A 12,765-nucleotide genomic window follows, 5' to 3' on the forward strand; every position below is an offset into this window, starting at 1 on the left:
TTAAATTTACACATTTGCAGAAACCATTCTCATACATGAGACCTGTTCGGAGTTACTGAAGTCCATCAGGGCCCATCAATCCCTAGCACAACATGAATACCTAAAAAAGCCGATCAGGGAACTAAAAGCCGATCAGGGAACTAAAAGCCGATCGGAGACAACAGCAGAGAGCGGCAAAACGAAACGTATTAACCAGGAATAACAGTGGCAAATCAAACCAACCGAAAGGCTCATCCGGCGAAGTTTACAACCGGGTGAATGCCGTGAACATGCGTAATCAACCTTTTACATTCACAGATCATTGCGAAATAAAAAACCAGTCCCGAAAGAGACTGGTTTTGATATAAAAGAGATTATTAACTAAAGAAGAGTTTATTTACTCAGCGCCGGTTTAGGTTTATCAACTTTCGCCGTTGGAGCCGAAGCATCTGGTCTGCCTAAAGGCTTGTTACGTGCCAGATCAACCAGTAATGGTGCAGCAACGAAAATGGAAGAGTAAGTACCTGTCATTACACCGATCAACATCGCGAAAGCAAAACCTCTTGTTACTTCACCACCTACCAGGAACAAAATAAGTATGGTAAGGAATACAGTGAAAGAAGTCATAACTGTTCTGCTCAGTGTCTGGTTGATCGCGCGGTTCACGATCACATGAGAGTGTTCACCCTTCATCAGGCGTGTGTCTTCACGGATACGATCATAAACAATTACCGTATCATTCATTGAGAAACCAATTACCGTCAGGATCGCAGCGATAAAATGCTGATCGATTTCGAGCGGGAACGGAACTACATTTTTAAGGAATGAAAAAACTATTAACGTTACCAGTACGTCATGCAGCAATGCGATGATTGTACCTACTGAATATCTCCAGTCGCGGAAACGGATAAAGATATAAAGTGTGATAACCAGGATTGACCAGAAGGTTGCCCATAAAGCACCTTTTTGTAAGTCATCCGATATAGTTGGGTCAACCTTTTTAGTTTGTTCAATATACCTGGTAGTTGCAAAAGTTTCAGGTGTGATGTTCGAAGGCAGGAATGGTTTCAGACCTGCATATAATTTTTGTCTTACCTGGTCGTCAGTAGCAATGCCTTCCTGGTTGATCAGGTAATCAGTTGTGATATCAAACTTGCTGTTTGAACCATATGTTTTGATAACAGGGGATGAGCCAAATTCTTTTTCAAGTGCTTCGGTCAACTTTTCCTGGTCTTGTGGAGCATCAAACCTCACAATGTAACTACGGCCACCGCTGAACTCAACTCCTTTTTTAAAGCCGTTGAATAATGCAGCAACACCCAGGATAGCAATTATTACAGAAAGAACATAAGCATACTTCCGGTATTCAATGAACTTGTAGTTCGCATGTCGGAAAATTCTCTTGGAAAAGCTTGTGAAATATTTGAAGTGACGATCTTTCTTGGTATAAAAATCTGTAATTAACCTTGAGACCAGGATACCGGTAAACAGGGAAAGTAACAAACCGAGGATCTGCGTTGTTGCGAATCCAAGCACTGGTCCAAGTCCATAAATTGCAAGGATAATTGCTGTAAGCAAACTGGTGATATGCGCATCCAGAACCGGTGGCAATGAACGGCGGTAACCGATCTTAACAGCCTGGTCATGTGTACTGCCTTTGGCAAGTTCTTCCTTAATACGTTCAAAGATGATAACGTTTGTATCAACCGCCATACCAATGGTAAGAACAAGACCCGCAATACCTGCAGCAGTCAGTGTTGCATGCATCGCGCTCAGAATACCAACCGTGAAAAGCAGGTTAAGTATTAAGGCAATATTAGCTACAATACCAGCGGTATTGTAGTAGATGATCATCAAAACAAAAATCACCAGGAACGAAATAAGGAACGATAATAAACCGCCCTGTACTGCTTCCTGTCCTAGTGTTGGTCCCACAACCTGCTCCTGAACGATCTTTGCAGGTGCATCGAGTTTACCAGCCTTAAGTATGTTGGCGAGATCCTGCGCTTCTTCAACTACCAGCTGTGTATTTGCGCCGGTGCCGCTTCCCATGGTGATACGTGAATTACCACCGGAGATCTTGTCGATAACATTCGGTGCGGAATAAACGATATCATCGAGAACAATAGCTATTGATTTGTTTTTATTCTTTTCAGTCATCCGTTCCCAAGTGCGGGCGCCGGAGTTTGTCATCGCCATGGTAACATTCACCTCGTTTGTGATCTGGTCAAATTCCTGGCTGGCATTTTCAATTGCTTCACCTTCCAGCTCAGCACCTTCTTTGCCAGGGATTGTTTTGATTGCATATAATAAAAGAACCGGAGAAAGTTTTCCTGTTTCGTCTCTGTCCTGCTTGCCCCAAAGGAACTTCGCATTTGCAGGGAAATTATTTTTTGCTGCAGGCAATCTCAGGTATTCATTGACTTTAGCAGTGTCGCTGATTTTTGCAAGACCGATATAAGGATAGAAATAATATTTTCCGGTTTCAGGATTTTGTTGAGGTACTGCGGGAGTCAAAATACGGAACAGTGGATTGCTGCCAGCACTGGTATCTGCAGTTTTGAGAGAATCGGCGATACCTGAAGTTGAGTCCTGTTGTTTGGTTGAAGAGAACAAATAAGTGTCAAGTGCTTTATCAGCATTCTGCAAACCTTGACCAATGTCTGCAAAAGTATAAACTTCCCAGAACTGCAAATTTGCTGTAGACTGTAAAAATCTTCTTACTCTTTCAGGATCTGTTGCTCCTGCCAATTCAACAGTAATGATACCCTTGTTTTCATCAAGACTGATGTTTGGCTGTGCTACACCAAATTTATCGATACGTCTTCTGAGAACTTCAAAAGTCTGAGCCATGCCCGCATTAGCCTGGTCACGGATATAATTCAACACCTGTGCGTCAGATGCATTGATGGTAAGTTTATTACGGTTTGTATTTGCGAAAAACGGAGCGAGTTTAGCGCCAGGATTCTGATCGTTAAATGCAGCTCCAAAAAGATCAATGAAGTTTTGATCACTGTTTAGCTTTCTTCTTTTGCCTTCTTCGATTGCCTTTAACAGCACCGGGTCTTTAGGGTTATTCGATACACCTTTGATAAGACCATCAAGAGCGATATCAAGTGTCACGTTAATGCCACCCTGCAAATCGAGACCAAGAAGCAATTCGCTTTCTTTTGATTTCTGGTAAGAGTTACCCCACCATGTGATTTTTTGATCTTTGGTGCTATCCAGTAATTTTGCCAGTCTTTGATTAACCAATGTGTTAACCGTGTCCTGGTATAAAGCCTGCGCTTCTTTATTGCCTGCATATTTTTGCTCAGGGGCGGGATAAAGTCGTTTAACCTGTTGTATAGCTTTCGCCTTCATGGCCGATTCATGTTTATTCACGAACCATGTAAAGGAAAGCTGGTAGCCAGATATCAGGATCAGCAGAACAGCAAAAATACTAACCAGTGCTCTCATCGCAATTGTTGTTTATTTTTTTAAGGTTGGCAAAGATAGGGTTTTCAGGAGAAGAAAAACCGTTATGATTCCGGTTTCACCACAATAATAACGGATTTCAGGGCTGGCGATTAAAACGCAAATTGGAAGGTTGTGGTATGTAAACGACCGCATTCTGATAAAAATTACCAAAGCGGTAGTCCGAAATCTGAAACTGTTCCTACCTTTGCGTTCTTCATTAAAAAATAAAGCAAAGAAGCAATGCAGTTATCTTCCAGATTACAGCGGTTCAATGAACCGGAAACCCTGAAAATGGCCAAACTTGGCCGGGAATTAAGAGCAAAAGGAATTGATGTTATCGATCTCAGTCTCGGCGAGCCCGATTTTGATACCCCACAGCATATAAAGGATTCAGCCAAGAAAGCAATTGATGATAACTGGAGTCACTACACACCTGTGGCTGGTTTTGCGGATCTGCGGGAAGCAGTTTGTACAAAATTAAAACGTGATAATAACCTGGATTACAAGCCCGAAAATATCCTGGTTTCCACCGGGGCCAAGCAAAGCCTGGCAAATGTGATCATGGCAATCATCGACAATGGCGACGAAGTGATTATCCCGACTCCATTTTGGGTTACTTATTCAGAACTGGTCAGGATCGCGGAAGGAACTCCTGTTTTTATCCGGTCTAGTATTGAAAATAAATACAAAATAACACCGGCCGAGCTGGAAGCTGCCATTACACCTAAAACAAAACTTTTCATGTTCTCTTCACCATGCAATCCAAGTGGAGCAGTTTATACGAAGGATGAACTGGAAGGCCTGGCAGAGGTTTTCAGAAAGTATCCTGAAATTTTTATAATCTCCGACGAAATTTACGAGTATATCAACTATGTGGGTAAACATGAAAGCATTGCCCAGTTCGGGGACCTGAAAAATCGTGTAATTATCGTAAATGGACTCAGCAAAGGTTTCGCAATGACCGGCTGGAGACTTGGTTATATCGCTGCCGATCCGATAGTTATAAAAGGAAGTGAAAAGATCCAGGGACAATTTACAAGTGCTACCTGCTCAATTACACAGCGTGCGGCAATTATCGCTTTAACGGGCGATCTTGGTCCTTCTCAGAAAATGGCGGAAGAGTTCACAAAGCGCAGGCAGAAAATGCTTGAGTTGATGGGAACATTACCAGGCGTAACCTGTATGGAACCAGATGGCGCATTTTATGTTTTCCCGGTAATGAAGGCTTATTATGGGAAAAAAGTTGGTGACCAGGCAATCAGCAATTCAGATGATCTTTCCATGTATCTCCTGAATACGGCCCATGTTTCCAGTGTGTCTGGCAGTGCATTTGGCGAGCCGGATTGTATCCGTTTGTCGTTTGCCAACAGCATGAAAAATATTGAGACAGGTGTTGCCCGTATAAAGAAGGCACTAAGCGATCTGAAATAGATATTAATGTTGTTTATTTGAGAATTATCCGGGAAGGGCGCAATCGTATGCGCCCTTTTTCAATTATAACTTTTCCCTTACCTGTTTTCTAAGGGATTTTACTTAGGGTAATCTAAATCTTTATCCAAGAAGTCACTATTACCTGAGAAGTTTGAAGGGAGTGAGGGGGTAATACATGCATCTTTGCTCTACCAAAACAAACTGCTTAAAACAAAAGAAAACTAACTGAGCAGTAGCCCCTTAACCTAAACCTTGAAAGTTTCCGTCCGGATCCCTACGTAGAAATTTGCTGATTCCGGAAGCCGGAACAAATCAAAAATTTTTGCCCTTAAAACAACCAACATTAACCGATCAGTAACCAAAACCAACTTACTGAAAAACGACAACCCGTCAGTTTTCAACTAAAACTAACTGATTTTTCAACCCAAACTAACAAGCCAAACAGCCCAAACTAACAAGCTAAACAACCAAAACTAACCAGCCTTACCCCTGAAACCCCTAACCCCCTTACATCTAACCCCTTAACCCGGATTTCTAATCGTAGACTATTAACAGGCGCCTCTAACGTCATTGTAACCCAACCGCAGATTTATGTAACGAGATTCCCTGCCTGAGAACGGCGGGGAATTTTATTTTTAGATAATGCCGAAACTTTTGTCAGGCGTTCTGATCTGTCACATCCAGGTTGCTATGAAGTGGTGTAGATTAGGGAGTAACTCCAGAATGGCATAGAGTCCCATCACCAGCCAGAGGTTTTTTGAACGCCGCCAGATAATTGCGATGAATAGTGAATTGATTGAGATGATCCCTATACAAATTGCCAGCGAACTTAATTCACCGGGATAATGACCCACCTCATGTTTGTCCGGAATTCCTTCTTTTAAATAAAGTGGGAGATGAGCGAGTCCAAAAATCAACAACGAAACGAGCATCCCGCCAAATTTTGAATTGAGACCAATTGAAAACCGGGACTGCATCAATGCCCTGAAAAAAAAGCCGTAAGCCAAACCAGCTTTAAAGAAAAGAATAACAAACAAAATTGGGATCGCGGTAAATAAGGTTCCACGGGTGTATTCCCCTTCCCATAGTTGATCCAGTTCTTCATTGAAATAATATTGCAAAATAATTATGGCTGTAGCAAGAACCAGGAATGTTATGATATTTTGCCGGGAGAAAACATGTTTGAATGGTATATGAAGACCCGCTTCCCTTAAGGTAAAACCATAGATAAAACGATAAAGACTGAATGGTATCACAAAATAAAAGACGACTTCTTTTAAAGCGTCCAGCAAATACAAGGTTTTAGGATTATCTGAAAATGCTGCAGACAAGCCCCGGCCTAAGAAATGGTCCCCCCATGAAATATAAATTATTATATAAGCGATCAGCGCTAAAAGTGTAATCCATTCCCGGTAAAAAAATGGCTGACTTGATACCGCTTTTCGCGACTTGAGGGAAATAAAATATGCCAGGAGAGGTAATATCAGCGTATAAGAAAACAGCGTAGCCAATAAATGAACGGTAGGGTAGCCCGTCTTATACAGATAAACGATAGATCCAACATACAGAATGGTGAATACGACGAAATACGATTTTCGTGTAAAACTGAACATGTTGGTTATTTTGAACGGCTAACAAGGCCGCCCTTCCTGCTATCCACATTTATGCCATATTTTCCAGAGCCCTGTATTATCCACCTGACAGTGATGGTACCCATGCCCGGTATATTATCAACTTCGATCGTTTGCGGATTTGTTTTCTGCTCCGTGGTGATATTAAGATCACGATTCTGAACAACCATTCCTGCTATCACATTTGCCCCCGTTATGTTGATATAATCAGGTCTTTCGATTTTGTATTTCGTATCCTGGCTCGAATGCGTTGGCATGATCCGGCGGTTCGCAATTACTACGGTGATTTCCTTTAAACCATCGCCGAGATCTTTTTCGGTAATTGAATCAATTTCAAGTTTTGGAGTATGGTAGCAATGATAAATGGTGAACGCCATGTTACGGTGTGCATCGCTTTCGAGAAGGAAACCAGGATGAGTCCGTCCAAAGTTCTTTTTAAAACCACCGATTTCTATCTTTCCGTACTGTGGGTGATTAAATTCATGCCAATCTACAAAGGCATCTTTAAAAAGGAGATGTCGGTTGAATTCACCTGATGAAGGATCCTGCGGATCACGGGTAGCATCTTTGTTAAACATAAGGTAAGGTGTCCATAATTCATTCGAATATGTATAGATGCCGCGTCCACCATAAAACCAGTCAAGCTCTCCACCATAGGCTGAATACAAATCTTTATAAACAACCAGGTATTTATAACCTGGTATCAGTTCCTCGCCTTTCTTAGCAATAAAATCATAAACACGAACATCCTGCGCGTTGTAAGTACCAATGTCTTCCTGGCCCCCGGGTCCGCGTAAGATCATTCCACCGGCATTGTGATATGATTGTGCTGCAGCGATATTCGGATGTTTCATTACGAATTCCATCACAGCACGGTTCTCCGGCAAACTGAATGGATATTTGAAAGCACCGCCCTGGATATAATTCGGCTGCCATCCCCATCCCCAGTCGCGGTTTGGATCGTATTCAAAGGTGTAACCATCCTCATTTACCAGTCCATCCCCATCATTGTCAATACCTTCAAGGCCGAGGATTTCATAATCACCTCTCTGATCCGCAGGTACGGTTATCATTCTGGAAGGATCATTTGGATCTGCACGCAGATTACCATTGGCATTTTTTCTTCGCATGTATAAAATTTCCTTATCTCCATCCAGATCATCATAACCATCTTCATTAACCAATCCATCACGGTCATTGTCAACCGGTATAACACCGGAGCGGGGAGAGCTTGCAGTATTGCCTTTATGCATATAGCTGTCGCGTCCATCAGGATTAATACTTGGTACGATATAAAAAATTTTATCAGCGAGCAGTTCTTGTATAAACTTTGTATCAAAAAAAGATTCTGTGAGATACCAGGCAGTATACATTGCGAATTCAGCACCCTGGATTTCATTTGAATGGATGTTGCCATCAATATACATGGCAGGCTTTTTTGAAGCTGTGCCTTTTTTGTAATCAGTGATAGACAGGCACCATAAATCACGACCTTCAAAGGATTTTCCAATAGATTCAAGTTTTGCAAGATCCGGGTAGGCCGCGGCAATCTTCTTACATATCTCGGTGATACCTGCATGATCATAATACTTGTTCCAGCTTAAAACAACCTTTGGATTAGCGGGGCTGCCGGCAGCTTTGAATATCTGATCAGCATTCTGCGCGGGCACCGGCAATGCGGAGATGACAGCGATGATAAAGGGGAATAGTGACTTTCTGAATTGTTTCATGTATTATCAGTATTATCAATTTGTTTCCATCAATGCCCGGATCAGTAATCGGGGCATTGATATTTATAATTTTATCTCTTGTCTTTTTGTTCCGGTTGTTGGAGAACCTGCTTCTAATGTAATGGTACCTGAACCTTTAACCAGCCAGGTTAATTGTTGCGAACCAAGGCCATCCAGGTTATTGATCAACTGGGATTTTTTGCCACTGATCACGGTTTGGTTATTGGTGGTTTCAAGTTTTACATTCACCCTTTTAAGCCAATAGTTTTTTTCGCCAAGTGCCGAATTTGCCGGCAGTATTCCTTTGTTTGCTATCGTTGCCGTTATCCTTGTCAGACCACCATTCACCTTCTCTGTCTTCAGATTAAGTATGTCAATTTCGGGCTGAAGTCCTGCAAATTTTATCAGAAAAGTCGTATGTTTTTTCGTGATTTCCGGCACAAGTTTAAATGGTGGATTCACCAGCACAAAAGGATCGATACCCCCTAATTCAACTTTCTGACCGGGGAAATCGGGATGCTGAATTGGTTTCCATTCAGTAAAGCTGTTTGTAATGCCCTGCTGTGTTGCAAACCGGAGATAATTTGCTACCGGATCATCAACCGTCAAAGCCTTTTCCTTCTTCGCAGTATCAGCTTTTGCCTTGGGGACAAACCAGCCCGGTGTACCGAAACTAAAACGTCCAAAATGATAATATCCCCATGATAACAAGTCACCGCCAGTACCGGGATTTTTTGGCGCGTCTTTCATCGCAGTTATTTTATTATACAGCTCACTAACAATCGCATTCACCTTTGTATCAGGTTCCAGGTAACCGGCCACCAGGCGTTGTGTTGCCGTTGCAGCATTATAGGTAATAGGGGTGGAGAGATTATTGTCAGGACCAAGGCAAATCAATGCATAGATGTTCGTGCTATTGTATAACACATCCAACAAAGCTCTCGATTCAATTTCAGAAACAGCAAATTCTCCTGCGCCCTTAGTGAAAGATGGATGTTTGAATGAAAGGTTTTTGTTGATAGCAACACCACCTTCTCCATCTTCATTAAATTCACCGTCTTTATCATTGTCAATGCCTTCTGCTATAACAAGGTATTTTCCTTTTTCTCCTTTATTGAGATCGGCCTTTATTAAAACCCGGGCATCATCAGGATGGGTGATAAAAGTTCCCAGTGGAGATTCGATTCTAAGCCAGTTAATTTTTCCATTGCCATCGAGGTCATCAAATTCATCTTCACCTGTCTTGCCATCACGGTCATCATCAGTCGAAGTTGAATTGCCCAGTCTTTCATATTTAAGCTTTCCAAAATATTGCTCCATCGCATCTGGACTTATGTTCGGAAAAATATAATAAGTGGTATTGGCAATTAAGGTTTTGATAGAATCTGAACCCGCACCCTGTACAAGTTGTTCAGCAAAACCTATTGCGAGTTCTGTTCCAAGCAAGTGATTGCCCTGAACACCGCCAACTACGGCTATGGCTGGTTTTGCTTCGGTTTTACCTGTGCCGATTGTTATCATCCAGATATCCTTGCCACCGGTTGTTTTTGCTATTGATCTTACAGAAGCTAGCTGTGGATTTGATTTAGCCAGTGCATTTATCCTGGCAGACTGTTGCTGTGAATTACTGTAGTCAGATTGCGCCTGCATTACGTACCCGCATATCAATGCCAGTACAGAAGCAGCTAGTCTTTTGATCATGTAGAGAGTTTAGCCGATAAATATAGGGAAATATTGAAAGCGGGAATAGTTGTTCAGGGGTTTTGCAAAGAAGCGTTTCTTTCGGTTGATTCCGAAGCGTTTCTTTCGATAGATTCCCTGATAAACAATTCATGCAGTTTTATGACCTGCGGTATTAAGAGTTGAATCTCGTCATTATATACGATGAAATCACAAAGTTTCATTTTGATATTTTCATCGATCTGCCTGTTCATCCTGGCAATAACCTCGTCCCTGTTTGATTTATCACGGGCCATGGTTCTTTGCAGCCTGAGTTCGTATGGTGCCGACACACCGATCACATAATCAAGTGCTGCATATGAACCGCTTTCGAAAAGCAGGGCCGCTTCTTTTATTACATATGGTGCCTGCTGAACACTCAGCCATCTGTCTGCGTCACGGATGGTTGCCGGATGAACCAGTGAATTCAGCAGTTCAAGTTTGGCCTTATTGTTAAATACCTGCGCTGCAAGGAATGAGCGGTCAAGCCTGCCATTTTTATATGCCTCTTTGGTAAAATGACGGGTGATCATATCAATTACTTCGGGATCGCTGTTCATGATCCGTTTGGAAGCATCATCGGCATAGTATACAGGTACGCCCAGTACAGCAAAAATTTTTGCTACTGTACTTTTGCCGGAACCGATTCCCCCTGTAACACCTATTTTGATCACCATTATTTAAGTGTTAAAAAAATGATTTAAGTGTTAAAAAAAATGCCGGCGAATTGCCGGCATTAAATGTATACAATAGTGTAGTATTATTTAGCTGGAGCGGCTGGTTTGTTTAAGTTTGTTGTCCATTCCATTGAAATCGCACTTTTTTCGATTTTCATATAACTACCGGGACTGGTCTCAATCATAATGGTGCCATCTTCGTTTACCTTGTTAACTGTTCCATGTATACCGGCAATGGTTACGATTTTATCTCCCTTTTGCATATTCTGCTGAAACTGTTTTGCGAGCTTCGCTTTTTTTGCCTGGGGACGAATCATAAACAACCAGAAAACGAGGATCATTCCTCCTAACAACAATAATTGAAAAGTTCCTGCGGATCCTCCTGCTGCCTGTAAAAAAATAGCTAGTGATGTCATTTTTGAATATTTATTATTAAACGAGCTGCAAAATTAGGTAAAAATTATTCAGCTTTTCGCTTTAACTACCATTACATTAAAGCTCAGTGTGTGCTGACTTGATTCCTTAGTATTGGCAGTTACAGTAATTTCTTTGTGTTGCTGCCCCTCCCTTCCTTTGCTATCAAATGAGGCTGTAATATCTGCTTCCTTACCAGGAGCTATGGGTTCTTTCGGATAATCTGCCACTGTACATCCACAACCCGGAACAACTGATTGCAACACAAGCGGGGCGGTTCCTGTATTCTTCAAATGGAAGCTGATCTGCAGTTTTTGTCCTTCATTGATGGTACCAAGATCTTTTTTAGGTTCTATCCATTCTATGCTTGTAAGTGCATTGGCGCCAGGTGCGATAATTGCGTCCTCAGCCGGTTTATCCGGAGTATCCTTGCAGCCTGTAAATGCGGAAGCTAATAAAAGCAAAGCGAACAATTTTTTCATGATTGCTGATTTATCTGGTGTTTTGATGGCTTTTTACTTGTAGGCGATCTTATGCATCTTTTCGTCTTTCACAAGATCTTTGTGGATGTTATCAAGAATACCGTTTACAAAATGGCCACTCTGTGGGGTGCTATATTCCTTTGCGAGGTCAATATATTCGTTGATAGTTACTTTTGGAGGAATGGTTTCAAAAAATAAAAACTCGCAAACACCCATGCGCATCAGGATCATATCCAATGCAGCTATTCTCTCGGGATCCCAGTTTTTTAATTTTGGTTTGATGTATTCCATGGTCAGCTCTTTTTTAACAAGACTGGTTTCCAGGAGTTCCTTTGCAAACAGCCATTTTTCGCGACTTACCAATTGCTGAAGATCCGCAGTGGCCGGCTTGGTAATAAAATTCAGAACAAGCAGGTTCATCATTTCACCATCATCATCCCAATTATTAAAATGTTCTTCTACAAAACTGGTGAAATGCTCATTCGGGAGCATGAGATCTGTAAAAATATATTCGAGAATTTCCTTTTCTGACTTCTTTTCTCTGCCCGGAGCATTAATATAAGTCGCATATACTTCTGAGGAAGCCAGGTCCAGGTAAATCTTCTTTAAAAGATCAGGATTGGAAATATACTGAGGCTTCTCATCTTTAATGGCTTGTTGATAAGAGGGCAATTCCAGGATCTTCCAGAGATATTCGTTCCCGGCGATTTTTGTATTAATGGTAAGATCTTCAGCGGAAGGGAGGTGTTTTGAGGCCTTGTTGCGGGCATGAGTCTCGGAATACCGGGCAACTTCTGTTAAAAAGTGTACTAAATAGATAAATAACTGACGGGACTGATCGAACTGTTTTTGGAGTAATTTGACTGGCTCACCTGGTTTAAGCTGTTCCTCCAGGGTTTCAATCGAATAAAGCATTTGCATCACTTTCACCCTGATATTTCTTCTACTGATCATTTTAAGAGCTTGAATTGAAGGTGCAAAACTAGTAAAACAACACAGTATTCGCAATGATTATTTCAAAGCTATCGCTGTTTTAACAATTTCGGGATTTCTAATGGACCTTGGGTGGGTATGTCCGTGCAATTGTCGACGAGTACAATTAAGCAACAGTTCTGTTTCATTCCTTCGCTCCGTTGGGAGTGGGATGGTGCTTTTGTTTGGCTGTGTCCCGTGGTTAGTTTCATTGTTTATGCCAGTGGTTGCTGTTGTCTCCGTTCGGCTTTTTGTGCCTTGATCGGCTTTG

9 protein-coding genes are annotated in these 12,765 nt (G+C 41.8%); 1 reads left to right on the forward strand and 8 read right to left on the reverse strand.

The window, feature by feature from the left end:
* Positions 1–372: 372 nt before the first annotated feature.
* Positions 373–3,438, reverse strand: a complete 3,066-nt coding sequence (gene secDF / locus VK664_RS22400; RefSeq protein WP_461400940.1) for a protein translocase subunit SecDF — start codon at positions 3,436–3,438, stop codon at positions 373–375.
* A gap of 240 nt (positions 3,439–3,678) precedes the next feature.
* Between secDF and VK664_RS22405 the strand changes: the two genes are divergently transcribed.
* A complete protein-coding gene (locus VK664_RS22405; RefSeq protein WP_461400941.1) occupies positions 3,679–4,869 on the forward strand; it encodes a pyridoxal phosphate-dependent aminotransferase in 1,191 nt (396 codons plus the stop codon).
* A 674-nt stretch (positions 4,870–5,543) separates the two neighbouring features.
* On the opposite strand, the gene VK664_RS22410 is transcribed toward VK664_RS22405, so the two are convergent.
* The 7 genes from VK664_RS22410 to nusB form a co-directional block, all read right to left on the reverse strand.
* Positions 5,544–6,482: a CPBP family glutamic-type intramembrane protease gene (locus VK664_RS22410; RefSeq protein ID WP_461400942.1), complete on the reverse strand. Its 939-nt coding sequence runs from the start codon at positions 6,480–6,482 to the stop codon at positions 5,544–5,546.
* A 5-nt stretch (positions 6,483–6,487) separates the two neighbouring features.
* Positions 6,488–8,230, reverse strand: a complete 1,743-nt coding sequence (locus VK664_RS22415) for a M14 family metallopeptidase (RefSeq protein WP_461400943.1) — start codon at positions 8,228–8,230, stop codon at positions 6,488–6,490.
* A gap of 63 nt (positions 8,231–8,293) precedes the next feature.
* Positions 8,294–9,931 carry a M14 family metallopeptidase gene (locus VK664_RS22420; protein WP_461400944.1) on the reverse strand — a complete coding sequence of 546 codons (1,638 nt, stop codon included), beginning with the start codon at positions 9,929–9,931 and terminating at the stop codon, positions 8,294–8,296.
* Between the two features lie 53 nt (positions 9,932–9,984).
* Positions 9,985–10,626 carry a dephospho-CoA kinase gene (gene coaE, locus VK664_RS22425; RefSeq protein WP_461400945.1) on the reverse strand — a complete coding sequence of 214 codons (642 nt, stop codon included), beginning with the start codon at positions 10,624–10,626 and terminating at the stop codon, positions 9,985–9,987.
* 83 nt (positions 10,627–10,709) lie between these two features.
* On the reverse strand, positions 10,710–11,042 hold the full coding sequence (gene yajC, locus VK664_RS22430) for a preprotein translocase subunit YajC (RefSeq protein ID WP_461400946.1): 333 nt from the start codon (positions 11,040–11,042) through the stop codon (positions 10,710–10,712).
* A 48-nt stretch (positions 11,043–11,090) separates the two neighbouring features.
* Positions 11,091–11,522 carry a DUF1573 domain-containing protein gene (locus VK664_RS22435; protein ID WP_461400947.1) on the reverse strand — a complete coding sequence of 144 codons (432 nt, stop codon included), beginning with the start codon at positions 11,520–11,522 and terminating at the stop codon, positions 11,091–11,093.
* A gap of 33 nt (positions 11,523–11,555) precedes the next feature.
* On the reverse strand, positions 11,556–12,476 hold the full coding sequence (gene nusB / locus VK664_RS22440; RefSeq protein WP_461400948.1) for a transcription antitermination factor NusB: 921 nt from the start codon (positions 12,474–12,476) through the stop codon (positions 11,556–11,558).
* Between the last annotated feature and the right edge of the window lie 289 nt (positions 12,477–12,765).

The sequence above is a fragment of the Flavitalea sp. genome, assembly GCF_035489435.1.
Taxonomy (GTDB): Bacteria; Bacteroidota; Bacteroidia; order Chitinophagales; family Chitinophagaceae; genus DATHKG01.